We start from the raw sequence: 24,399 nt of genomic DNA, 5'->3' as shown, positions 1-24,399 counted from the left end.
TGTCCACCGCAGCTAAAGATCCCCCCGCGACCATGTTGCCATCCCGGGCGCGCGCTCTGGCCTTTGCCGGCCCCAGCACATACCCTGCGCCCCTGTTTCTTCGAGGAAAGCCGGGATGAACGAAACGATCGCGCAGCAGGAACGCCGGCGGGGCGGCCGGGTGCTCAGGGATGTGATGCCGTATCTCTGGCCGCCAGGCGATCGGGAGGTGAAACTTCGGGTCGTGGCGGCGCTGGCCGTGCTCGTGGTGGCCAAGCTTGTCGCCGTGGCCACGCCGCTCTTTTACAAGCAGGCAGTTGATGCACTCGCCGGCGACGCGCCTGACGCTGCGACGGTGCTTGGGCTGGGCGCTATCGGGCTGACCGTCGCCTATGGCGGCGCGCGGCTCTTCTCGGTCGGCTTCCAGCAATTGCGCGACGTGATCTTCGCCCGCGTGAGCCAGGGCGCGCTGCGCCAGCTCGCCCTGCGGACCTTCCGGCATATCCACGCGCTCTCGCTGCGCTATCACATAAGTCGCAAGACGGGTGCGCTCTCGCGGATCATGGAGCGTGGCGTCAAGGGCGTGTCTTTCCTGCTGCGCTTCCTGCTCTTCTCCATCGGCCCGCTGGGGCTGGAGCTGATCCTTGTCTGCGCGGTGCTTGCCGTCCTGTTCGACTGGCGCTTCCTCGGCGTGCTCGTCGTTACCATTGCGCTCTATGTCTGGTTCACCTTCGCCATCACCGAATGGCGCGTGCGCATCCGCCGCGAGATGAACGAGCAGGATAACGAGGCCAACCAGCGGGCCATCGACTCGCTGTTGAATTTCGAGACGGTGAAATACTTCGCTGCCGATGGCCGCGAAGCGTCGCGCTACGACGAGGCGATGGAGGGTTACGAATCCGCCGCCCTAAAGACCGCCTATTCGCTGGCGTTGATCAATTTCGGCCAGGGGGTGATTATCAATGCCGGGCTGGTCGGGGTCATGGTCATGGCCGCGATGGGGGTTGCCTCCGGCGATTTCACCGTCGGCGATTTCGTCATGGTCAACGCCTATATGCTTCAAATCATCATGCCGCTGAATTTCCTCGGCACGGTCTATCGCGAAATCCGCCAGAGCCTTGTCGATATGGGCGAGATGTTCGACCTGCTCGACCAGCCCGCCGAGGTGACCGATGCGCCGGATGCCTCGCCGCTGAAGGTCAAGGGCGCGGCTGTGCGTTTCGAGGATGTGGAGTTTGCCTATGAGCCGGAACGGCCGATCCTGCGCGGCCTCTCGCTCGACATTCCGGCCGGGCAGAGCCTCGCCATTGTCGGCCCGACCGGCTCGGGCAAGTCGACCATCGGGCGGCTGCTCTTCCGTTTCTACGACGTGGATGCCGGCGCGCTCCGGATCGACGGGCAGGATGTCCGTGACGTCACCCAGCATTCGCTGCATTCGGCCATCGGCGTGGTGCCGCAGGACACGGTGCTCTTCAACGACACGATCTATTACAACATCGCCTATGGTCGCCCGGACGCCTCGCGCGAGGAGGTCGAAGCGGCGGCGCGGGCGGCCGAGATTCACGACTTCATCGAGACCCTGCCCAGGGGCTATGACACGCTGGTCGGTGAACGCGGGCTGAAACTCTCGGGCGGCGAGAAACAACGGGTGGGGATCGCGCGGACGATCCTGAAGGACCCGCCGATCCTGTTGCTGGACGAAGCGACCTCGGCGCTCGACACCCGCACCGAGCAGGAGATCCAGGCCTCGCTCGGCCGGATGGGGCATGGCAGGACGGTGATCATGATCGCGCACCGGCTCTCGACCGTTGTCGAGGCGGACCAGATCGTCGTGCTGGAAGAGGGGCGCGTGGTGGAGCGTGGCAGCCACGCCGAACTGCTGGACCTGCACGGGCGATATGCCGGCATGTGGGCAGTGCAACGAGCGGCGCAGTCGGGGGCGGATGCGGCCTGACACCGGTCGATTTCGGAGGCCGTCACGAGATTACGGGACGCGAAATCGCGCGAGTGCAGCCCCATATCAGAGGTGCGCCCGGGGCTATGGTGCCGGATGGGCGTGACCTGCCGGAGAAAAACCATGGAGAAAGCAAAGACAGTCCTTCGCAATTCACACAGCAGGCATCGCGATACCGGCGATGTGGAAACCCTGGCCGGGCTCGGCCTTGCGGTTCTGCTGGCCAGTCTGGGCGCTGTCCTGCTCTTCACGCTGCTCTGACAGAAACCGCCATCGGGACAACACGGCGCGCGTTTTCCACTGGACCCTGCCGCCCGTGCCTGTCACCCATTCCGGAACGAAACGGAATTGGAGCGGCCGCATGGTCAGGGAACTGAAATCCGAACGCAGGGGCGCGCCGAAGGGCAGCGCGAAACAGGTCGTGGTCTTCGTGCATGGCTATGGCGCTGACGGGGCCGACCTTCTGGGGCTGGCCGATCCGCTGGCACCGCATCTGCCAGATACGGCCTTCTACTCGCCGGACGCGCCGGAGCGCTGTGTCGGAAATCCAATGGGATATCAGTGGTTTCCAATCCCCTGGCTGGACGGTTCGAAGGAAGAGGATGCCAAGGCGTCCATGGCCGCGTCCCTGGACGATCTGAACGCCTTTCTTGACCGTATCCTCGAGGAAGAAGGGCTCGAAGCGGATCGGCTGGCGTTGATCGGCTTCTCGCAAGGCACGATGATGTCTCTGCATCTCGCGCCGCGCCGGGAGGCTGCGATCGCAGCGCTTGTCGGCTTCTCGGGCCGGCTTCTGGAGCCAGAAACCCTGGCGGAAGAGGCTCGGGTGAAGATGCCGATCCTGCTGCTGCATGGCGATCAGGACGATGTCGTTCCCTTCGCCTCGCTCAAGGAAGCCGCCGACGCGCTGGTGGCGGCGGATTTCGAAACCTATGCCTTCGTTATGAAGGGAACAGGCCATGGCATCGCGCCGGAAGGCCTCGGCCAGGCTGTCGGCTTCCTGCGCGCCAAGCTGGGGCTCGAAGACGCGGGCTGACACCAGGGATATGCGCTTCGGACAGGCTGGTCCGGGGCGCAATAAGGGCAGCGGGGGGCTGCGCCGTCTTCAGCTATTTGCGGAAAGAATCAAGGCTGACGATCTCGGCATCGCGCGGGGTCTCTTCCTCCGGCTCGACATCTTCGGCCAGAGGCGCTTCCTCTTCGTCGTCTTCCTCGTCAAAAGGCTCGACCTCGGAGAGATACTCCTCTTCCTCCTCATCCCCACCGCTTTCGAAGCGCAGGCCGAACTCGACCGAGGGGTCAACAAAGGTGAAGATCGCATCATAGGGGATGTAGAGCGGTTCGGGATTCTCGCCAAAATTCAGCGTCACCGAAAAACCTGCATCCGTCACCTCGAGATTGTCGAACCAATGCTGGATGACGACGGTCATCTCCTCGGGGTAGCGGTCCCGCAGCCAGTTGGCGAGTTCGACCTCTTCATGGGTCGTATCGAAGGTGATGAAGAAATGGTGCTGCCCCGGGAGACCGTTTTCGGCAACTTCGCCGAGCACATCCTGAATCAGGCTGCGCATGGCCCTGTGCATGAGCTTTCCGTAGTCGATATTGTCCGACGACATGGGCCTCGGCTTCCTCTTTGCTGCTATCTCCTCCCCACCATAGGGGATTTCGAAGCGAATGGTAGCCCTGGTGGGCCGACCGATTGCTGCGCTGCCGCGACAGGCTGGCGCGGTTGGTCGAAACGCTTCAACCCAATCGCTGCCCTGTCAGGCACAGTTCAAGGGAATGCTCTGGCAAAAGCCCAAGCTTTTCGAAGAAAGACATGAAATCCATGCAGTTATAGGCCTCTTCTATCTTGCCGTCGACGATTCTCGCCATCAGCACGCCACTGCCGGAAATGGTTTGGCCCGTCGCAAGCACCATCGCTTCGAAGCTGGCCATGACCGAGATCCAATCCCCTTTTTCGACGGTTTTCTCCAGAGAGACGCGCCGGACATCGAGCTGGTTCAGCAGGGCGGCAACGAATTCATGGAACTCGGCTGCACCAATGGCCAGTTCGGGCATCAGCCCGCTCGCCTCGGCGTCGAGATCGAAGAACGTCTCCGCCGCCTCGAACTCCCCAGCGACCCAGATCTTGTCGTAGAAAGCCTGAATCAAATCGCGTTTTTCCGACATTTTGCACCTTTTCCGGCAAGCACTCTTGATATCAATAGGCGGCACGGCTGAACAAAGGCTGAACGGCCGCTAAAACAGAAGGAACGAGCCGGTCTCGTTGGGTGTCGAGGATCGGTTGTTCACCGTTTGTTAAACTTCATGAATTAACCCTTTTCAAAACCTGAACGGGGCGCGGGTATGGTACAGCTCACAGACGAACAAATCTCGGTGTATCAGGTCCGGACACTGGCTCTGGCAAAGGGTTTCGAACACACCGCGCGCGCTCTGGATGTCATTTTTGCGCTCACATTTGAAGATGGCTCCACGCCCGATGCGTCCCGCGCGGACCCGGACATCCTGCACAACTTTCCGCGCGACGGCGCGTTGGTCGGGGAGGTCGGGGCGCTTCTTTGTTCCGCCTGCGTGAAGACCCTGCGGCAGTCTGACAACCCCGGGTATCAGCGTGTTCAGGAGGCCCTCTGCGCCAGCCAGAATGAGATCGGCGACCTCGGAGCGCTGACGGAATGTCCGGTGGGCGGTCATGTGAATCATGATTGCCCGATCATGAAGAAAGGGGAGATCGCGGCCAGTCTCCAGGAGACCGGCCGCCGGCCCTGAGGCCAAGCGCCAGGTCAAGGCCGGACGAGTAATCCGTAGTCACCGGGTTGTCGGTGCTGGCTGAAATCGAACACGTTTCTGCGGATCTCCGAACAGCGGTCAAGATCGATGCGGCTGGTGATCACCTCATCTTCCAGCCCCGCCGTCCGCGCGAGGATCTCGCCGGTTGGGGCAACGATCATGCTGCCACCAATCAGGTCACAGCCTTCTTCGCGCCCGGCCTTGGCAACGGCGATAGCCCAGAGGCCGTTCTGGTAGCAGCCAGCCTGGACCGAGAGCTCGTTGTGGAAATACTGCAGGTGGTCATGCTCCGGCGCCGGCGGGTAGTGCAGGGGCGTGTTGTATCCCAGCATGACCAGCTCGGCACCGCCAAGCCCCAGTATGCGCCATGTCTCCGGCCAGCGCCGGTCATTGCAGATGCACATGCCGAGCCTGCCGCCGAACCCGTCGAAAACAGGGAAGCCGAGATCGCCTTTTTCGAAGTAGCGCTTCTCGAGATGCTGGAAAGGACGCCAGTCCTCGTTCTCGCGATGACCGGGCAGGTGGATCTTGCGATATGTGCCGATGGTCTTTCCCGCGCGGTCGACCGTGATCGCGGTGTTGAAATGGCGCCCGTCCGGCGTGGCTTCGGCATAACCGAGATGGAAGCCGATCCCGAGTTCGGCGGAGAGTTCGAAAAGAGGGCGGGTTTCGGCGGAGGGCATCTCGGTCTCGAACCATCGCTCCAGATCGTCGCCGTCCAGCAGCCAGCGCGGGAAGAACGTCGTCAGCGCAAGCTCCGGAAAGACCACGAGTTCGGCACCACGCGCATGCGCCTCGCGCATCATCTCCATCATCCGGGCGACGGCGGAGCTGCGCGGTTCGTCGCGCGCGATCGGCCCCATCTGGGCGGCGGCGGCGAGGAAGCTGCGGCTCATGCGGCGCTCCCTTCGATGATCTCGCGATAGAGCGCGGGGTCGGTGGCGCCTTCGGTTCCGAAGACCAGGGCCCGGGTGGTTGGAGCCAGTCCGAGCGCCTTGACGGCATCCGGGTGTTTCAATGCGTTGATGAGACCGGAGACCCCGGCAACAGCGCTTTCGCCGGCAACAATGGCCGGATCGCCCGGCAAGGGCGCGGCGAGGCTGCGCATTTCGCGGATCGCCGAGGAATCCGGCAGCGCCATGGCGGCATCGGCATGGGTCTTCAGGATCTCCCAGGCCAGCGCCGAGACCTCGCCGCAGGCCAGACCCGCCATCAACGTATCGAGATCGCCCTCGATCACGGTCGGTTTGCCGGCCCGGTAGCTCTCCAGCCAGCAGGCCGAGAGATCCGGATCCGCCAGCACGATCATCGGTCGCTCTGCGCCCCAACGGCGTTTTGCCTGCGCTGTGACTGCCGCCGCCATACCGCCGACGCCTGTCTGCAGGAAGATATGGGTGGGGGGCTGCTCCAGCGCGTCGAAAGCCTCCGCCGCCATCAACTCATAGCCCTGCATCACGTCTTTGGGGACATCCATATAGCCGGGATAGGAGGTATCCGAGACCACGAACCAGCCCTCATGCGCAGCCGTTTCCTGGGCCTCGCGCACAGAGTCGTCGTAATTGCCGGCGGTGCGCCGAACCTCGGCGCCATAGGCCTCGATGGCGGATTTGCGGCCCTCGGAGACAGTGGCGTGGATGAAGATCACGCAGTTGCAGCCGAAACTCTGCGCGCCCCAGGCCACAGAGCGGCCGTGATTGCCATCGGTAGCGCAGCAGACGGTGAGCCGCGAGGTAATCTCCTCATGCGCGCCGCTGACGATCTCGGCCATGGGCACGGGATAGCCGAGCGCGATTTCGACCTGTTTTTGCAGTAGCCGGATGACGGCATAGGCGCCGCCAAGCGCCTTGAAACTGCCGAGCCCGAAACGCCCGCTCTCATCCTTGAAATGCAGCGCCGCGATGCCCAACTCCGCCGCGCGGGCGGGCAGGGCGTGCAGGGGCGTTTCGCCGTAGCCGGGCCAGGAGGCGATGGTGGCGCGCGCGGTGTCGAACGCGGCATCGCTCAGGATTTCGTCCTGACGCGCGCTCCACGGCGCGGCCCGGTCGGCAGCAGCGTTTATCGTGAGGGAGAAGTCGTCCGCCGAACCCTCGGCGCGGGAGATGTCTGCGGTCATTCGATATTCCTGAAAGGCCCGGGCGGCGGGCAGCCGCCCGGGCGATTGCCCTGTTCAATAGGCGGCTTTTTCTTCTTCGATGCTGGCCAGCAGGGCGTCAAGCATCTCGATGCCCTCGGTGCCATATTGCTCCTCGATCAGCGCGCGCACGGCCGGCTGCGCGGCTTCAGCGAACTTGGCCTGTTCGGCGGGCGGCACCACGTTCACTTCCATCTTCTCTGCCAGCAGCGGCAGGCCTTTCTCGGAGGCCTCGATCACCCGGCTCATGGCGCGCCCCGATTCCGTGGCGACCTCCGAGGCCCAGTTGACCAGCGTCTTGTGCTCGTCGGAGAGACCTTCGTAGAAGTCCGGGTTCATCGTCCAGATATAGGGCGTGATGACGTGGTTGGTGATCGAGAGATATTCCTGCACCTCGTCGAACTTGGCGAAGGCGATGACCGGCACCGGGTTCATCTGGCCATCGGCCACGCCGGTCTGCAACGCGGTATAGACCTCGGCCCAGGGCAGCGGCGTCGGCTGACCGCCGAGCGAGGAGATGATCGCCTCATGCGTCGGCAGGGTCATGGTGCGGATGCGAAGCCCGTCCATATCCTCGACCGAGGTGATGGGTATTTTCGAGTTGGTAAAGGCAAAGAAGCCGCCCGAGTCGATCAGGCCGAGCACTTTCAGCGCTGTCTTGGCTTCGAGATCGCCGACGAATTTTTCGCCGAAAGAGCTTTCCCTGGTCATCACCTGGCTGGCGACGCCGATATTGGGGAAGGCGAAGGGGATGTCGAAAACGCCGACCAGCGGGTAATGCTGCGCCATGCCGCCGGAGGAGGAGATGGTGCTTTCGACCAACCCGCCGCGGACCTGCTCGATCACCTCATTGTCCTTGCCGAGCTGGCCATTGGGGAAGAGCTGCACCTCGATGGCGCCGTTGGAATTGCTCTCCACCAGCGACTTGAACACCGCGGCCATGGTGCCGGAATGGCTGGCAAACGGATCCTCCGGGTTGAGATGCGCCAGCCGGATCGTGACGTCGGCGCCAAAGGCCGTGGATGCCGTCAGGGCGGCCGCGAGGCCGAAGGCGGCTGATTTCATGAAACTCATTTTGGTTCCTTTCCTGTTGGGAGGGGGGCAGTTTTGGAGGGGATCAGAGGCCGAACAGCCTCGGGACGAAGAGGGTAAGATCGGACCAGAAGGCGACGACAAGCAGGATCGCCACTTCAGCCAGGATGAAGGGCCAGAGCTCCTTGGTGATCGCCTCGACCCTCTCGCCAGTGACCGAGGCCAGCACGAAGAGGCAGGCGCCGACCGGTGGTGTCATCAGCGAGATATTGAGCGCGAGTATGATCATGATGCCGGCATGGACCGGGTCCATGCCGATCTTGAGAGTGAGCGGCGCGAGCACGGGCGCGAGGATGATCAACGTGGCGTTGATATCCATCACCAGCCCGATCAGCAGCAGCAGGATCAGGATCAGCCCGATGATGACCTTGGGGTTGGACGAGAGCGACAGCATACCTTCGGCCACGGCCTGCGGGATGCGGTTGAAGGTCATCCACCAGCCAAGGATCGAGGCTGAGGCGATGATGAGGAAGATGACACCGGTGATCCGCGTCGTGCGCACGGCGATCTGGTAGAGATCGGACCAGCTCAGCGCGCGGTAGATCACCCCGCCGACAAAGAGCGCATAGGCGACGGCAATGGCGGCGGCCTCGGTCGGCGTGGCGAAGCCGCCAAGGATCGAGCCGAGGATGAAGACCGGCAGGAGGGCCGCGAGAAAGCCTTCGCGCAGGGCCGAGAGGACGCCGCGGAAGCTCGGCCGGCCTTCGCCCTTGGGCAGCCCTTTGCGCCGGGCCGTGAGCGCGATGACCCCCATGCAGATGGCGCAGATCAGGAGCCCCGGCAGGATGCCGGCAGCGAATAGCCCGGCGATGGAGACGCCCATGATTGAGCCATAGATGATGGCGAGCGTTGAGGGCGGGATGGTCGGGCCGATGATCGAGCCGGCGGCGGTGACGGCGCAGGCATAGGGGCGCGAATAGCCGGCCTTCTGCATCGCCGGGACAAGCGTGTTGCCGAAAGCCGCTGAGTCAGCGGTGGCCGAGCCGGTCAGGCCCGCGAACATCACCGAGGCGACCATGTTGGAATGCGCCATGCCGCCCCGCATCCAGCCGACCAGCGCGTCCGCGAGCTTGACCAGACCTTGCGTGATGCCGGAGCGGTTCATGATCTCGCCGGCGAGGATGAAGAAGGGCATGGCGAGGAAGGGGAAGAGGTCCAACCCGGCAAAGAGCCGGTCCGGCGCCATTGTCATGAATTTCGGCCCCATGTCGAAGATGCCGATCATGCCCGCGACACCGATGGCGAAGCCCACCGGCATGCCGAAGGCGAGGAAGCCGAAAAAGGCAAGGGGAACCAGCCAGATACCCATTATTCCGCTCCCCCGGCCAGGGCTTCGCCCGTGCTGTCGGGCGGGCGATCGTCGAAGATGTCATGGATGCCCACCAGCGCGAGCTGCACGCAGGCCAGCGCGGCGGCAAGCGGCACGCCGATGAACGGGTAGCCCTTGGGGATGCCGTAGATCATCGTGATCCGGGAGAAGCCCTTTTCGACGAAAGTTAGCCCGTGCCAGAAGAGCAGGAAGAAGAAGGCAAAGGCGATCAGGTCGAAGGCAACTGCGAGGGCACGGCGGGAGCGTGCGGGCAGGCGGGAGAAGACAAATTCCACGCCGATATGCTCGCGATAGGCAATGCCGGAGGAAACCGCGAGCAGCGCCATCCAGATCATCAGGTACCGCGCCAGTTCTTCGGTGAAGGTCAGCGGCAGCGGGATGACATAGCGGACGAGCACTCCGAGCCAGACGTCGAGCACCAGCAGGACCAGCAGGACCACGCAGGTGACCTCGACCAGCTTGTTGAGGCGCAAGCTCCATACGCGTGCGTGCCTTGATATGTCGCCCATTCGCGGCGTCCTCCGAAACCTGCAACCGGTTTCAGGGTGGCAGAGGAGGCGGGCGTGGCAAACGCAACCGGACTGTTTGCGGTGGCCCTTTCGCGGTGTCGCTGAAATTTCCCGCAACCGGACAGGGGCTCGGCCGGAAATTGCGCAATCTTTGTTTTTATTATGTATCAGTTACTTGCATGGCAAAGTTGATGCAAAGAAAGCCGGCCGGAATTCCGGTCGGCTGCAAGGGCGTCGCCCTCGGTCCGGTGTCGATCGTCAGCCCAGTTCGAGCGTGGCGATCGTGTGAATGCCGGCCCCGGCGGTCGGCGCGGGGCCGCGATACATCCGGGCCGTGGAGAAGGCGCAGCCCATCCCCTCGGCGCGGCAATAGCCGGCCAGCGTGGTCATCTCGCGCGGGACATCAATGACGAGCGGCGCGCCCTGAGCGACGACAGCGATCCCGTGCATCAGGGTCCGCGCGGCCACCAGATCCTTCGCGACGAGCGGGCCGATCTTGACGCCGCGCTGGCAGCTCCGCCAGGTGGCGAACCCGGCATGCCCGCTCTTGTCGTCAAGCACGAGGGTCTGCCGGTTCTCGGTCTGCCGCAGCCAGCCAGCCAGAAACGGCGCCATGCTGTAGCCATTGGCGGTGTTGGAGCGCATGATCATCCAGGGCAGGTCAGCCTCGGTGGCCGGGCGGAGAGCCGAAGACGGGGCAGGGGCGAGGACCCCCTCGAAACGCGCCGTCTCGGAGGCCGGAACGAAGCCGGAGCGCCGGTAATTCGCCTGTTGTGCCGGCACGCCGTCGAGCCCGACACACCGCTCGCCCGCATGGGCCAGCGCATGGGTCCAAAGTGCCATGCCGATCCCGCGCCCGCGATACTCCGGGTGGCAGAGATAGAGGCCGAGAAAGGCGAAGCTGTCGGAATGGTTGATCACCGAGATGGCAGCGGCCAGCGCCCCGTCGATCTCGGCAACGAAAAACCCTTCGGGATCGGCGGCAAGGAAGGCCGCCGCGTCGTCATGGCCCGGGTTCCAGCCCTCGTCGGCGGCCCAGTCGAGCACGGTGGCCAGCTCGTCCAATGTCATTCTGCGCAGGATCATTCGGCGCCCAATGCCTCCTTGAGCGAGGTCGGCTCCTCCGGCGGCTCGGTCAGGTCGAGCAGCGAAACGAGGTCGACGAGGTGGCTTGTCATCAATTCCTCCGCGCGTTCGGCCTCATTCTGGGCCAGCGCGTCAAGCAAGGCGTGATGGGCGTGGCTTTCGCACAGAGCGTTTCGCCGCCGCCAATAGAGCGCGATGATGAGAGAGGAGCGGGCGACCAACTGTCCGATAAAGGCGGCAATCGTCGCCTGGTTGGCAATCCGCGCGATCTCGATATGGAAGTTGCCGGAAAGCCGTAGCGCGCGACCGACCTCCTTGGCGTCGAGCGCGGCGTGTTCTTCGTCGATATGGCGCTTCAACAGGTCGATATCTGTCTTGTTGGTCCGGGTGGCGGCTGAATGCGCGGTCCGTGGCTCCAGCAGGGCGCGCGCCTCGAAGACCTCGCGCGCCTCGCGCACGGTGGGGCGGGCGACAAAGGCGCCGCGATTGGGCTCGATCTCCACGAGCTTCTCATGTGAGAGCGATTGCAACGCGCTGCGCACGATGGTGCGGCTGACGCCATAGATCTCGCCGACCTCATCCTCGTTGAGCTTCATGCCGGGCGCGAGACGATGCTCGTGGATCGCCGTGGCGATGCCTTCCGCGACTGTCCGGCCGCGCTGGTTCGTGGATTTGAAAACGCCGAGCACAGAGAACTTCCCTTTCGACTCGTTGATAGGATGCAGATTGCAGTGGGTGCAAGATTCGCAGCATTTGTCCACCGCTTGCTCTGTGATTGTATACAATTACTGCCTCAAAAATATACACAGGCGACCGGGAGCGGCGCGCATCTCAGGCAAATCCGGTCTGGCCGCGATTTTGACGCCCGTCACGTTTCAGCTTTTGACGTGCCTGTTCGACGGTGGAGGGGACGAAAAGGCGGGAGCGACAATGACAACCGGACAGGATCTCGAACTGGTTTCGCTGACCAAGCGTTACGGCGATACGCTGGCGGTTGACCGCGTGGACCACCATTTCCGCGCCGGTTCATACGCCTGTCTGCTGGGGCCGTCGGGCTGCGGCAAGTCGACGACGCTGCGGATGATCGCGGGCCATGAGGACCCGTCTGACGGCTCCATCGTGCTGGGCGGGTCGGACGTGTCCTGGCTGCCGCCCGCCAAGCGCGGCACGGCGATGATGTTCCAGAGCTACGCGCTGTTTCCGCATCTGAGCGTCTCCGACAATGTCTCCTTCAGCCTGAAGATGAAGGGTGTGGAGGCGGAGACGCGCCGGGCAAAGGCGGGCGAGATGCTGGAACTGGTGCATATGAGCCAGTTTGCCGACCGCCTGCCGGACCAGCTCTCGGGCGGCCAGCAGCAGCGCGTGGCGCTGGCGCGGGCGCTGATCACCAACCCGCAGGTCTTGCTGCTTGATGAACCGCTCTCCGCGCTCGACCCGTTCCTGCGCATCCGGATGCGGGCCGAGTTGAAGCGGCTGCAGCGCGAGCTGGGTATCACCTTCATTCATGTCACCCATAGCCAGGATGAAGCACTGGCACTGGCCGACGAGATCGTGGTCATGAACAACGCTGTGATCGAGCAGGCCGGCCCTGCGCGCGAAGTCTGGGGCGCGCCGCGCACCGAGTTCGTCGCGCGCTTCATGGGCGGACATAACGTCATCGCCCTGCCGCAGGGCCATTTCGCCATCCGCGCCGACCAGCTCGCGCTGACCGGGGCCGCCGAGGGGCGGCTCGACGGACGGATCACCGGGGTCGAATACCAGGGCGCGCATGTGCTGCTGACGATCCTGGCGGTGGGGGATCAGGAGGTCTCGGCCGTCCTGCCCGAAGAGAGATTTTTCGAGAATCCGATGCAGCCGGGTGCGGAGGTGGGCCTGTCCTGGAGTGACAGCGCGCTGCACCCGGTCGCGACCTGAAATCGGACGAGACTGCCAAACGCAACAGGAGACGGACCATGAAAGACATCACCCCCAAGCTCAGCCGCCGCAGCGTGTTGAAAGGCGCCGCCGCTACCGTGACCGCCGCCGGCGCCTCGACCCTTGGCGCACCGATGATCTGGGCGCAGAACATCAAGGATGTGACCCTGCGCCAGTTCGGCACCGGAGTGTCGAACCTCAACGAGGTGGGACAGAAGGTTAAGGAAGATCTCGGCTTCACGCTGGAGATGACAGCGCTCGATTCCGACGCCGTGACGCAGCGCGCCGCCACCCAGCCGGACAGTTTCGACATTGCCGATATCGAGTACTGGATCTGCAAGAAGGTCTGGCCGACGGGCAACCTGCAGGCGATGGATGTCAACAAGATCAAGAATTACGACAAGATTGTCGGTATCTTCCGCGATGGCAAGCTGACGCCGGAGAGCACCATCGCGCAGGGCACCGCGCCGCATAGCGTAGGCTTTGTCGATGGTGTGGACGGCAAGGAGTTCGTGGCCGAGGAATCCGGCTGGATGACCCTGATCCCGACCATCTATAATGCCGACACGCTGGGCATCCGCCCCGACCTGATCGGCCGCGAGATCAACACCTGGGCGGAACTGCTGAACCCGGAATTCGCCGGCAAGGCCTCGATCCTCGACATCTCCTCCATCGGCATCATGGACGCTGCGATGGTCTGCGAGGCGATGGGCGAGATCGCCTATGGCGACAAGGGCAATATGACCAAGGAGGAGATCGACAAGACGATGGCGATCTTCACCGAGGCCAAGAAAGCCGGCCAGTTCCGTGCCTTCTGGAAGACCTTCGACGAAAGCGTCAACCTGATGGCCTCGGGCGAGGTGGTGATCCAGTCCATGTGGTCGCCGGCCATCACCGCGGTGCGCAGCCAGGGCATTCCCTGTGTCTACCAACCGCTGAAAGAGGGCTATCGCTCCTGGGGTGGCGGCATCGGCCTGTCGAAATCGCTGACCGGTCTCGAGCTGGATGCAGCCTATGAATATATCAACTGGTATCTCGACGGCTGGGTCGGCGGTTTCCTGATGCGGCAGGGGTATTACTCGGCCGTGCCGGAGACCTCCAAGAACCACATGTCCGAGGACGAATGGGGCTTCTGGTTCGAGGGCAAGCCGGCTGAGGGCGACATCACCAACCCCTTCGGCAAGGTCATGGAGAAGGCGGGGGCTGTGCGCGATGGCGGCTCCTTCTACGACCGGATGGGCGCGGTCGCCTGCTGGAACGCGGTCATGGACGAGAACCAGCACATGGTCCGCAAGTGGAACGAGTTTATCGCCGCCTGAGCCGGCCCACGAGACTGCCGGGGCGGCGGGGCTTTTTCCCTTCCGCGTCGCCCCGCATTGCCCCCTTCCGTCTTTCCCGGAAGGGGGCGCCCTTTCCCGAACCGGAGCTTCGATGCGCAACCTGTTGAAAAACCGTCACTTGTCGGGGTGGCTCCTGGCCGCGCCGCTCTCGGCCGTGCTGCTCCTCTTCCTTGTGCTGCCGATCGTGATGATCGTCGTGGTCAGCTTCTGGGGCGCGACGGAGTTCTCGATCTACCCGGCCTTCCTCTTCGACAATTACGCGTTCCTCTTCGGCTCGCCGGTCACTTATTCGGTCTTCTTCAACACGTTCAAATATGCCGCGATCACCTGGGTCTTTACGCTCGGGATTGGCTTCACAGTGGCCTATTTCCTCGCCTTCCATGTCCGCACGCTGACCTGGCAGATCGCGCTCTTCCTGCTCTGTACCATCCCGTTCTGGACCTCGAACATCATCCGCATGATCAGCTGGATCCCGTTCCTTGGCCGTAACGGGCTCGCGAATTCGACGCTGATCTCCTGGGGGGTGATCGACGAGCCGGTCGAGTGGCTGCTCTTCTCCGATTTCTCGGTGATCCTCGCCTTCGTGCATCTCTACACGCTGTTCATGGTGGTGCCGATCTTCAACACGATGATGCGGATCGACCGCTCGCTGATCGAGGCCGCCTATGACAACGGTGCCTCCGGCTTCCAGACGCTGACCAATGTGATCATCCCGCTGACCAAGCCCGGAATCATGATCGGCTCGATCTTCGTCGTCACGCTTGTGATGGGCGATTTCATCACCGTGCGCTTCATGTCCGGCTCGCAATCGGCCAATGTCGGCCGCTTGATTTCCAACGATATCGCGCTGCTGCAATACCCCTCCGCAGCGGCAACGGCGGTCGTGCTGCTGGCGACGGTGCTCCTGATCATCGCCGTGTTGCTGCGCTTCGTCGATATTCGCAAGGAGCTTTGAGATGTCCGGACGACGCCCCCGCAGCTTCTATCTCCTCGCCAGTTTCTTCGCGCTCTTCCTGCTGTTCCTCTACGGGCCGACGCTGACCATCGCGATCCTCTCCTTCCAGGGGCCCGATGGCGGGCTGACCTTCCCGATGCGCGGTGTCTCGACCTATTGGTTCGCCGATCTCTTCCGGCAGCAGGCAGTGGGCGATATCTGGGGCAGCTTCTCGCGCTCGCTGGTGCTCGGGCTGATGGTGATGGTGACGACCGTCGTGGTCTCGATCATGGGCGGGCTGGCTTTCCGCAAGCGCTTCGCCGGCTCCTCGGTGATCTTCTATCTCGTCATCACCTCGCTGGTGATCCCATCGATCCTCGTCTCGCTCGGCGTCGGGCTGATTTTCTCGCAATCGGGGCTGAACGTGCATTGGTCCACCTCTGGCTACGGCTCCCAGCTGACATGGACGCTGCCCTTCGGCCTGCTGATCATGTTCGCGGTATTCAACCGCTTCGATCCGAGCTACGAGGAGGCCGCGCGTGATCAGGGCGCAGGCCCCTGGCAGACGATCCGCCATGTCGTGCTGCCGATCATCGCGCCGTCGCTGATCGGGGTGGCGCTGTTCGGCTTCACGCTGAGCTATGACGAGTTCGCCCGGACGCTGCTGACCTCGGGCAGCTACAACACGCTGCCGCTGGAGATCTACGGCATGACCACCAATGTCACCACGCCGGTGATCTTCGCGCTTGGCACACTCACGACATTGTTTTCCTTCCTCATCATCGCGGTCTTCCTTCTTACCGTGTGGCTGCAGTCGCGCCGCCGGGCACGGCTGGGCTCAGATGCCGGCAAGGGGATGCTCTGAATGCCCCGCGCACTTCTGATCAATCCCAACAGCACGCAGGAGATGACCGCCTCGATGGTGGTGGCGGCGAAGGCCGTCGCCCCGGACGTGGATTTCGTTGGCTGGACCTCCCGCAACGGTCCACCCGCGATCCAGGGCCCGGAAGACGGCGCGCGCGCCGTGCCGCCGCTGCTCGATCTCGTTGCTCGCGCCGGGCCGGAGATCGACATCATCCTCATCGGCTGTTTCGACGATACCGGGCTGGAAGAAGCCAATGCCGTCGCGGCCTGCCCGGTGATCGGCATCGGGCAGGCCGCCTTTCACCTCGCGGCCCTGCGCGGCGAGCGCTTCTCGGTTGTTACGACGCTGGAGATCTCGGTGCCGGTGATCGAGGCGAATATCCGTCGCTACGGGCTGGAACGGCATCTCGGGCGGGTGCGCGCGAGCGATCTGCCGGTGCTGGAGACGACCGATACCGGCGTAGGAGCCGCAGAACGCATCGCGGCAGAGGCGGATCGGGCGGTGGCCGAGGATGGCTGCGACTGCATCATTCTGGGGTGCGGTGGCATGGCGCGGCTTGCGGCCGATCTGCGTGCGCGTGTTTCCGTGCCGGTGCTGGATGGTGTCGAAGCCGCCGCGAGGTTGACCGGCGCCCTGACCTGAGATGCGTCGACAGGGGTGGATCAGGATCTAATCCCCCGCCCGTCCTGGCAAGGGTGAACGGTCCTGCACGCGGATCAGACTGCGGAGCATCGGTCACCGTCACGGTCACGGCAAAGGGCTATTCCCGGTCACCGGACTGTGGCAACGACAGAGTTCTAACAACTCAGGTGCCAGACAGATCAACAGCAGCTGGTTGTTCGTTCAGATGGAACCGCTGGTCTCTGAGGTCCTATCCCAGCTCTCTCAAAAGAGCCTCGTTTGAAACTGAAGGGCCTTTTGCTGTCATGATTTCAGTTTGGGTCCCAGAAGTGCGGGTTCTTTGTCGGTTTGCCTGGCTGTCCTTCCGGTGTTTCTGCCGTCTATCGGAGCGTTCATTCGGCAAACCCGCTGCGCACAGCGATGCAACAAGACGTCTTAGCGGAACGACTTTGGCGGATCACCGCTTTTATCGCGACGGCTCGTCGTGCCGGTTTTTGCAACAGAAGCGGTGGGTTAGTGGCGGAGAGACAGGGATTCGAACCCTGGGGAGGCTTGCACCCCCAACGGTTTTCGAGACCGTTTTGAGTGATGGAAGAGCTGCAGCGGCGTCAATAAAACAAGGGCAATTGACCTTCAAGAAGAGCAAATTCGGCATCAAGTTCGGTCTGAAGTGGCATAGTAGGGTGGCATAGTTTCAAGAAACTGTTGGATCCGTTCTTTCAGGGAGTATCGCTCGCTCTGGGTGACCGGAAATCGCAGAAGGCGAATGCCCGTCGTGCTGTTGTCCGGCCTCTTTCGGGGAGGCAAGCGTACGAAATGCCGCCGTGCCATTGTCTTTGGCAATCGTACAAGCTCGCAGTCCAAGCATGTTTCGGAAGAGAGACAGCTTGGTTCACAGTGATGCGAATGGTTTTCAGTGACTTCTTCGGAAGCCCCGAAGAATGATCCGTTGTGGGGCAACGTCCTCGACATCCTCGTCCAACCGAATAGTCTGGTCGTCCTGAATTACTTTCTTGGGTGTCTGATCATCGGCCGGTTGCAGTTTTGTGTACCGGTGAAGCCTCCCCATTGGGTAGCCGGTGACGATAGCAACTATGGCAGGCAGATACGGCGAAATCTGGTCTCTTTCGACTTCCCATCCCGTGGCCAACATTTCTGAGGCCAGGCTTGTGTCCCCATCAGCCTTTCCAAAGCAATCAGCGATAAAAGCCCAGTGTTTCAGGAAGCCAGCACTGAGGTGCACGGTTGATACCGCAAGGTTCTGGCCGATGTACACATCGCTTAGAAACCTCAACAGATCCGTTTCGATTCGTTTGATCGTTGAACCGTGACCACCCAAGTCTGAAGCAAGCGCCTCCGTGGTCGGCCGATCCAACAGTGCAACGGAAGTGCGTTGGGTGAAGACATCGGCAGCATGTGCGGAAATCTTCCGAGAGTGTAGCAAGGAAACTGTTGTCGGGATGATGTTATCGAGGAAGCTCAGCGGATCATTGACATCGACAATCGGAAGAAAAGCCACTTCCGCCAAGTCCGCATACTTCCACCAGTCGACCAGCCCATCAGGAGTGCTGCACTCGGCCAGCATTCGTATGTTTTCATACACCCGGCGGGTGTGGGAGTTGTCTGAAGCAGTTAGGACACCCTTCTTCATCGCCGTGAGAAATTCACCAACGGTCGCGATGCTTTGTTCTTCAAGAGCCGCTGCCGATTTGTGCACTTGAAGTAGCTTTAAGGGGAGTTCAACGATCGGGAAATCCCCCTTCTTGAATGGGGTGGTGTCGAAAAGAACCGATGACTGAAATTCCTTCCCGCTTGCAAGTTCCCCGGTAATAATAGCAGTTACAAGAGGTAGGGCGTTTGCAAACTCTCGTCTCGGAACCGACCACGCCTTTTCAAGGCCATTGACAAAGTCAGCGAATGATATCTCGTCATCTGATTCTAAAAAGAATTCAGCGGCAGCTTTCCATGGTTCGGAAAACTCTGGTCTGAAGCGGTAAGGCGCTTTTGCATAGTCATCATGGATCAGAGCGTTGGCCAGGCGCGCCAGAATTCTTGCCTCTTTTTGTCTAACCCTTTCCCTTGTAACCTTTTCAGTGAAAAGATCGCTGACCGCTTCGAGGCTCAACCTTTCCTTGGGCGGGGCCATTATCCTGCTTGCGAGAATGATCTCGTCCTCTTCACTTTCGCAGGTTTCAAAAGCCCCTTTCAGGACCGCAGGAAGATGGGAAAGCAATTGGGAAAAACTGCCCTCTTGAGGGCTTTCAGGAAATAGCCCGATGTCCATTCCCTCGCAGTATGCTTCCCAGTCGATCGACCCGTCCGGGTTTTGGGACTCTGCAATTGCGTTTAAGGCCCCATCAATCCGTTTGATGGTGGCCTTTCCCATGCCGGGGATATCCAGTAGAACTGACTGCGGCGTTGAGGCAAGGTCTTCGATGGTATCCAAACCGTTGTCGACAAGCTTCTTGGTTTTTGGCCCAAGATGAAGACATCCTATGGTCATTCTCCGTGCCTGTTCACTGAGAACGGAAATGACTGTAGACTCTTCCCGAGAGGTTACGGCGTTTGGATGTGTGGCTTCCTCCAGTGGATGCAATGCCCCGAGACGAGACAGGACGGAACTGTCTGAGCGAACTTCCTTTGCCAGCGAAAGAAGTTGGGTCCAGAATGCTGCCAGTTTCTTGGCTCCCAGCCCTGCAGGAAGGGGTGATATTCCGACCCGAAGCGCATCAAGCAGTTTTCCAAAACTCGTCAGGCCTTCCCTTTCAAACATGGCCCCAGCATTTCCGAACGACTTTCTGTTGACAGCAAACAATGGGTTCTCGGAGTCAACACCATTGAATTCAGGACAAACAAAGAAGAGTTCCTGGACCCCGTCTTCACACCCCTCGTAGTATTCGATCCAGTCAACACCGGCGCCATGGACGCAGGACACAAGTCTCTGCAAGTGGGCAAGGACGTCTTCCTTTACCTCCAGAGTCAAAGAGGCTGAGGAAAGCGCGCGCTCGAGGTCCTCGAGGAAAAAGAAACCTTGGGTTTCAAGAAACGTGCTCGTTCCTGGCAACAAATGAAGGTGCCGATGGCTCATTTTCGATGGAATGGCCTGCCTGTGAGGATCGTCTAAATTCTCACCTTGGTCCGCGCCCCGAAGAAAGTTCAATGAATCCTTCTCCATCCTCTCAGAACAATTCGATTGGGCATCTCATCGGTGTCTTCTTCAGAGTGAGAACTGGCGATCAGCCTCAACTTGAAAAAATCCTGACCTTCGTCCTTTGATAGCTCCAATTCGTCACCGGACTTTGCGCCAGACTGGCGCAGATATCCAGTCAGGCAGGTGAGCCTGAACTCATTTCGGGTGCCGTTTTTGTCATGGAGTTTGTTGTTGTAGTAAATGAACTGCAATTCGATCTTCTCGCCATGTTCATCAAAGCAAAATATAGTTCTGCGAGGGTTTTTCGTCGCTGGATCCAATTCTCCGAGGAATGCCCTGAGCTCGTGGTCTGCCTTGGGAATGAGCATCCCGGCTTGATGACTCTTCGTCTCGCCAGCATCATTGGCGCTCAGGGTTTTTCTGTAAGTTCTTTTCGTCATGGCAATTGTGGCCTGATGTTCAGGGCACTCCTCAAGTCTTCATCATCTCTCGTAGACACCGGGGCTATCTCGTTGCCCATTTTGTTTTTCCAGGCCGACCGATCAAGCATAATCCTTTCGACTGTGTCTTCGTAGTAAAGGTGATAGATCGTGACGGGCATTGTCTGGCCCCGTCTGTGCGCCCTGGCGCTTGCCTGTGCTTCCAAGGCTGGGTTCCAGACCGGTGTCATGTGAATGACCACGGTTGCGGCAGTGATGTTCAGCCCTGCGCCGGCAGCCTTCGGGTTCAAAACCAAAATGGCAGGGCCATCCACAGCTGAAAATTCATCAATAATGCCTTGTCGATCTGCTTGCGCTGTTCCTCCGTTGATTGCGCCCCAATAGGCGTCAGAAAGGTCAGGAGCCGCTCGCTGAAGCAATTCTCCGAGACGATTGAACAGAGCGAAGACCAAGATTTTTCGGCCAGTTGCGAATGCTTCCCGGATCAATCGGAGAGTTTGCTCCATCTTGGTGTTGATCAGGGGGAGAGCGATATCCTCAACGATGTTGGCGTTCTCTGTATCGGTGCCATCGGTACTGGATACGCGTAGCCAAGGATGCGCGCACACCAACTGCAACTGGAGGGTGGCGACAAGTGCCCCAGCGACTGGGTATTTCGCCAACGTGTCCTCCCGAACAGCGTTGTAATGCTCAACGAGATCACTCTCCATTTCCAAGGGAATCTCGATATCCATGCGCTCAGGAAGATCGTCGGCTACGTCTGCGACACGGCGCTTCAGCATGATTGGTTCGACGATTTTTGCGACTTCTGCTGCTGTCTCTATCCCGTCAGGGAACTTGACCTCAAAATCAGATAATGTCCCGAGGATCCCAGGTATGGCGAAGTCGGACAGCGACCACAGGTCCACGAGGCTGTTTTCTACAGGTGTCCCGGTCATGGGCACAGTCCGCGCGCGAGGAATAGAAGAAACGCAAGTTCTCCGCCCGGAGGCCGGGTTCTTAATGGCCTGAGCCTCGTCACAAATTACCCAAGACCATTCAAACGCCGAAAAAATCGAGATGTCGTTCACCATCGTATCGTACGTGGTGATGACCACATTGGCGCACTGCAGGCCTGTGAACACGCCGGTTCTGTACGCTCCACGGTGAACCTGGATCGACAGAGAGGGCGCAAACCTTTCGATTTCACGGACCCAATTCGCAATGAGGCTGGTTGGACAAATTATCAATGCCGGTGATTGTTCCGATGGGGGATCCTTCACGAGCAGGGCAATAATCTGAAGAGTTTTTCCAAGGCCCATTTCGTCCGCGAGGATCAATCCGCCGTGCGCCTCGACGGTTTCCCACATCCAGGCCACACCTTTGGCTTGGTAGGGGTACAAATCAGCGTTGAGGCCGGGCATTCTCAACTCGTCTGGATATCGGGAAGCCGATTCCGTCCCCGATTGTTCCACTGCCTCGGTTTGTTGGATGCTCAAGGAACCATCCGACGAGGCAATGTACTGGCGGAGCTGCCCGTATCCAACGCTACCGTTGTGATCCAAATCCAAGGAAGCTTCCAGCAACTCTGCAGCATCACGAGGCAAAGGGCGAATGGTTTTGTCATCAAGGACCCAGTCGAATTGATTGCCAAAGGCAAATATCAGTTTTTCTTTACCTTTCACCCTTCGACGCCCGGCCATTTTTGCGACGAGCTTTCCATTCTCCTTGTCGATGATGACCACCGGATCGAGGACGCGACCACTCAAGAGAATTCCCTCCGGAAGAGTATCCGGAAGTTCCGCAAATTTTTCGGGAAGTGAATTCACATCAGTGGACATTCGCACCCATCATACTCGTCAGTTCCTCGATTGAATACGGTGTGGGCCGCCGTGTGTGGACTGCTCGGTGGCAATTTGGGCAAAGTGGAACAAGGTCCGTCTTTGGATTGTAGCGCTTCTCGTCAGACAACTGCGATACTGGTTGCAGGTGGTGGACCTCAAGAACCTTGCCTGCCGAGCCATATTTCACCTGCGGGTCAAGGCCGCAACAATTGCACCTATAGCCGTGTAATCTGAGGCAAAGGAGCCTATTTCTTGGATTTCTCTCTCGCCTCCGAACAAGCGCGAGGGAAAGGGCTCCTTCCAACTCTCCTGGCGTGCCCTCAGGGACTATTTGGTCGTAGCCAATCAGTTCCGCCATTGCAGCCATGATGGGAACAATCACTTCCCGGCATGTTGCAACGATTGCGTCACCGCCCTCTGCGGTGGTCTCATGTCTGAGTGTGGCCTCTATCGTGAATCTGCCATCATCAATAGTCCAGCATTCAAGGTTCTGACCGGAAATTTCAACGTTGGCCTCGCCCCCAATGCTGGTCACGAGAGATCTTGCCAACTGAATGTCTTCCGTAGGAGCTTCGGAGATCTGTTTCAAAATCTGCTTTGAGAAATTCCCGAAACGAAGTTGCACCCGATGTGCTCTCAGACCGTGAGGGCGGAGTTCGACAATTGGTCCATGTCGTTTCTCCAAGTCCTGAAACCAAATATCCAAACCTGACCTCACTCCGGAAGCAACAATGCTCAACGCGACAGATGCACCCGTACCCTCGCTCAGCTCAGATGCGATCAAGTCTGCGTGATCTTTCAACATTTGAAAGCCCTATTCGTCCCCAAGATCGTCGTTGGTCGGTGTGGTGACGTCGCGCAACAGCTTTCTCAGATTTGAGGATATCTCTTCGCGGATATCTGAAAAAATCGGATCCAGTTCCTCGTTGGTATTGTTCTGCTCCGCTGCCGTGAAGGCCCAGAGCAGAAGATCCATTCCCTGCACGGAGTAGCCGCTGTTCGCCGCTCGAAGGTAGATTTTCTGGTAGTAGTCGTGGTGCTTGTTCAACAAAACTGCGCCAACATGCCCCTCGATACCCGCGCTCCTATAGCTGGGTTCCCACAGGTCTCCTGACGTGATTGTGTCGACAGCTTCAATATAGAGGCTGCCAGGTTCGACGTTGTTTTCGATCTTCTGGCGAATTTTGATCTTCGGTCCGCGATTGTTCGAGACCACCGCTGTTTGCGTATTGGGATCAGTTCCTTCGATTGTTGCCTGCCGCGTGTTTTTGGTCCCCTCCACAGAGCGGTTTGCGGACGTATGATCAACCTTGGCCTTCGCTGCGGCTTTCTGGGCTTTCTTGCGATACCGAAGATTTGCCTCCCTACGAGCTGGTCCGAGAAGCTTCTCGAGGTATTCGGACAAGGCCGGATCAAAAAGAACGCGGGATTTCTTCACGTCAATATGAAACGCCTCATCCAGTTCATGTCCGAAATCGAATTCAATTCGCAGCAAGGACATGTGTGGGTCGAGACCGCCGAAAACGCTTAGCCATCCACCGCTACTGATCAACCGGCCTTCCCTGTAGATGTAGAAGCCTTGGCCCCTGTTGGATATGCGGGCTTGGGTCTTTTCGGCGTCGTTCAGGTCGTCGCTGTGGGGAAGGATCCATGCTCCGACCGAAGCCTTGTGTGTGCTCCCATCTTCGACCTGCACCTCCATCTCTTGATGTTTCTCAGCAAGGACTTGTTCCGAACGTTCCCGGAAAAAGGGATCCCATGGTCCGACCTTGACTCCATCTACCGAAATCGTGATGTTTCGCTCACGCGTGTCGGCATTATTCAGAAATCGGTGATAGATTTCTCCTACGTGTCTTTGCAATCCGATTGAAAGACGGCCAATCGCAGCTTTTTCTTTCGAGCCACCGGGTTCATCATAGTTTTTTGAGAGGATCCTGTCGCACTTTGACCAAACGACGAGTGTTCCACTTCCTTCCCCACATAGCTCGTCAAAGGCGTCCTCCTCATCAACGGTCACGGGGTCCATGATCATTTCCCAGAGGCCTGTTGTTTCGACATGATCAAGATCCCACGAAAGCTTGCTGAGAGCTTCGTCTGGCGATTTTCTTGAAATCAGTGTGAATTGGCGGCAAACAGAACTCGAGGCTGTCTTCAATCCGAGGCCAAACTTGCCGAGGCTTTCGGGGTTTTCGCGTTCGGGGGCTCCGTATCGCATCGCCTTGAACACACCGTCGGCAGCCATACCAGAACCATCATCACCGAAGTAGACAAACTTTCGCCCGTCTTGCATCAAATCGATGCGAACATTGATCTCCTGAGCGCCAGCAGCCACCGAGTTGTCTATGATGTCTGCAGAAGCTGTCCGGAAGTCATAACCTGTATCCCGTAGACCGTTGATGAGCCTTGGGGCGTCTGGTTCGTTTATCAAATCGTTGTTCAT

23 protein-coding genes are annotated in these 24,399 nt (G+C 60.1%); 9 read left to right on the top strand and 14 right to left on the bottom strand.

Going from position 1 to position 24,399, the window contains the following annotated elements:
- Positions 1-115: 115 nt before the first annotated feature.
- From R3X27_RS03725 to R3X27_RS03715, 3 genes are all read left to right on the top strand, one after another.
- Positions 116-1,933, top strand: a complete 1,818-nt coding sequence (locus R3X27_RS03725; RefSeq protein WP_317707480.1) for an ABC transporter ATP-binding protein/permease — start codon at positions 116-118, stop codon at positions 1,931-1,933.
- Positions 1,934-2,056: 123 nt separating this feature from the next.
- The gene (locus tag R3X27_RS03720) at positions 2,057-2,194 is read left to right on the top strand and encodes a hypothetical protein (protein WP_317707479.1); all 138 of its coding nucleotides are present in this window, start codon (positions 2,057-2,059) and stop codon (positions 2,192-2,194) included.
- A gap of 100 nt (positions 2,195-2,294) precedes the next feature.
- Complete coding sequence (locus R3X27_RS03715; RefSeq protein ID WP_317707478.1) at positions 2,295-2,969, top strand: alpha/beta hydrolase; 675 nt, start codon at positions 2,295-2,297, stop codon at positions 2,967-2,969.
- A 73-nt stretch (positions 2,970-3,042) separates the two neighbouring features.
- Here the strand turns inward: R3X27_RS03715 and R3X27_RS03710 are convergent, their stop codons facing one another.
- Both R3X27_RS03710 and R3X27_RS03705 read right to left on the bottom strand, forming a co-directional pair.
- Complete coding sequence (locus R3X27_RS03710; protein WP_317707477.1) at positions 3,043-3,549, bottom strand: SspB family protein; 507 nt, start codon at positions 3,547-3,549, stop codon at positions 3,043-3,045.
- A gap of 127 nt (positions 3,550-3,676) precedes the next feature.
- Positions 3,677-4,105: an ester cyclase gene (locus R3X27_RS03705; RefSeq protein WP_317707476.1), complete on the bottom strand. Its 429-nt coding sequence runs from the start codon at positions 4,103-4,105 to the stop codon at positions 3,677-3,679.
- A 177-nt stretch (positions 4,106-4,282) separates the two neighbouring features.
- On the opposite strand from R3X27_RS03705, the gene R3X27_RS03700 reads away from it, so the two are divergent.
- Positions 4,283-4,702, top strand: coding sequence for a hypothetical protein (locus R3X27_RS03700; RefSeq protein WP_317707475.1), 420 nt, complete (start codon positions 4,283-4,285; stop codon positions 4,700-4,702).
- Positions 4,703-4,716: 14 nt separating this feature from the next.
- Here the strand turns inward: R3X27_RS03700 and R3X27_RS03695 are convergent, their stop codons facing one another.
- The 7 genes from R3X27_RS03695 to R3X27_RS03665 all read right to left on the bottom strand — a co-directional run bounded on the left by R3X27_RS03695 (position 4,717) and on the right by R3X27_RS03665 (position 11,560).
- Positions 4,717-5,619: an N-carbamoyl-D-amino-acid hydrolase gene (locus tag R3X27_RS03695; RefSeq protein ID WP_317707474.1), complete on the bottom strand. Its 903-nt coding sequence runs from the start codon at positions 5,617-5,619 to the stop codon at positions 4,717-4,719.
- Positions 5,616-6,836, bottom strand: coding sequence for a diaminopropionate ammonia-lyase (locus tag R3X27_RS03690; RefSeq protein ID WP_317707473.1), 1,221 nt, complete (start codon positions 6,834-6,836; stop codon positions 5,616-5,618). Before R3X27_RS03690 ends, R3X27_RS03695 begins: the two co-directional genes overlap by 4 nt.
- Positions 6,837-6,890: 54 nt before the next feature.
- Positions 6,891-7,928: a DctP family TRAP transporter solute-binding subunit gene (locus R3X27_RS03685; protein ID WP_317707472.1), complete on the bottom strand. Its 1,038-nt coding sequence runs from the start codon at positions 7,926-7,928 to the stop codon at positions 6,891-6,893.
- A gap of 43 nt (positions 7,929-7,971) precedes the next feature.
- Positions 7,972-9,255, bottom strand: coding sequence for a TRAP transporter large permease (locus R3X27_RS03680; protein ID WP_317707471.1), 1,284 nt, complete (start codon positions 9,253-9,255; stop codon positions 7,972-7,974).
- Complete coding sequence (locus tag R3X27_RS03675) at positions 9,255-9,785, bottom strand: TRAP transporter small permease (RefSeq protein WP_317707470.1); 531 nt, start codon at positions 9,783-9,785, stop codon at positions 9,255-9,257. Before R3X27_RS03675 ends, R3X27_RS03680 begins: the two co-directional genes overlap by 1 nt.
- A gap of 258 nt (positions 9,786-10,043) precedes the next feature.
- Positions 10,044-10,871, bottom strand: a complete 828-nt coding sequence (locus R3X27_RS03670; RefSeq protein WP_317707469.1) for a GNAT family N-acetyltransferase — start codon at positions 10,869-10,871, stop codon at positions 10,044-10,046.
- Entirely contained in the window at positions 10,868-11,560 is a 693-nt protein-coding gene (locus R3X27_RS03665; RefSeq protein WP_317707468.1) for a GntR family transcriptional regulator, read from the bottom strand. The genes R3X27_RS03670 and R3X27_RS03665 overlap by 4 nt, the downstream gene beginning before the upstream one ends.
- Positions 11,561-11,801: 241 nt before the next feature.
- Between R3X27_RS03665 and R3X27_RS03660 the strand changes: the two genes are divergently transcribed.
- From R3X27_RS03660 to R3X27_RS03640, 5 genes are all read left to right on the top strand, one after another.
- On the top strand, positions 11,802-12,785 hold the full coding sequence (locus R3X27_RS03660; RefSeq protein ID WP_317707467.1) for an ABC transporter ATP-binding protein: 984 nt from the start codon (positions 11,802-11,804) through the stop codon (positions 12,783-12,785).
- Between the two features lie 38 nt (positions 12,786-12,823).
- On the top strand, positions 12,824-14,104 hold the full coding sequence (locus tag R3X27_RS03655) for a PotD/PotF family extracellular solute-binding protein (RefSeq protein WP_317707466.1): 1,281 nt from the start codon (positions 12,824-12,826) through the stop codon (positions 14,102-14,104).
- A gap of 112 nt (positions 14,105-14,216) precedes the next feature.
- Entirely contained in the window at positions 14,217-15,080 is an 864-nt protein-coding gene (locus R3X27_RS03650) for an ABC transporter permease (RefSeq protein ID WP_317707465.1), read from the top strand.
- Position 15,081: 1 nt separating this feature from the next.
- The gene (locus R3X27_RS03645; RefSeq protein WP_317707464.1) at positions 15,082-15,924 is read left to right on the top strand and encodes an ABC transporter permease; all 843 of its coding nucleotides are present in this window, start codon (positions 15,082-15,084) and stop codon (positions 15,922-15,924) included.
- A complete protein-coding gene (locus tag R3X27_RS03640; RefSeq protein WP_317707463.1) occupies positions 15,925-16,566 on the top strand; it encodes an aspartate/glutamate racemase family protein in 642 nt (213 codons plus the stop codon).
- Positions 16,567-17,458: 892 nt separating this feature from the next.
- Here R3X27_RS03640 and R3X27_RS03635 read toward each other — a convergent pair.
- The 5 genes from R3X27_RS03635 to R3X27_RS03615 are packed head-to-tail and all read right to left on the bottom strand — an operon-like array spanning position 17,459 to position 24,399.
- Positions 17,459-19,705 (bottom strand): helix-hairpin-helix domain-containing protein, encoded by a 2,247-nt coding sequence (locus tag R3X27_RS03635; protein ID WP_317707462.1) that lies wholly within the window; start codon positions 19,703-19,705, stop codon positions 17,459-17,461.
- Positions 19,702-20,136 carry an EcoRII N-terminal effector-binding domain-containing protein gene (locus R3X27_RS03630; protein ID WP_317707461.1) on the bottom strand — a complete coding sequence of 145 codons (435 nt, stop codon included), beginning with the start codon at positions 20,134-20,136 and terminating at the stop codon, positions 19,702-19,704. The genes R3X27_RS03635 and R3X27_RS03630 overlap by 4 nt, the downstream gene beginning before the upstream one ends.
- On the bottom strand, positions 20,133-21,956 hold the full coding sequence (locus R3X27_RS03625; protein ID WP_317707460.1) for a DEAD/DEAH box helicase: 1,824 nt from the start codon (positions 21,954-21,956) through the stop codon (positions 20,133-20,135). The genes R3X27_RS03630 and R3X27_RS03625 overlap by 4 nt, the downstream gene beginning before the upstream one ends.
- Positions 21,946-22,764: an HNH endonuclease gene (locus R3X27_RS03620; protein ID WP_317707459.1), complete on the bottom strand. Its 819-nt coding sequence runs from the start codon at positions 22,762-22,764 to the stop codon at positions 21,946-21,948. The genes R3X27_RS03625 and R3X27_RS03620 overlap by 11 nt, the downstream gene beginning before the upstream one ends.
- Before the next feature lie 9 nt (positions 22,765-22,773).
- Complete coding sequence (locus tag R3X27_RS03615) at positions 22,774-24,399, bottom strand: ATP-binding protein (RefSeq protein WP_317707458.1); 1,626 nt, start codon at positions 24,397-24,399, stop codon at positions 22,774-22,776.

This window comes from Tropicimonas sp. TH_r6 (assembly GCF_033101155.1).
Taxonomy (GTDB): Bacteria; Pseudomonadota; Alphaproteobacteria; order Rhodobacterales; family Rhodobacteraceae; genus Tropicimonas.
This window is presented reverse-complemented; position numbering and strand designations above follow the sequence as displayed.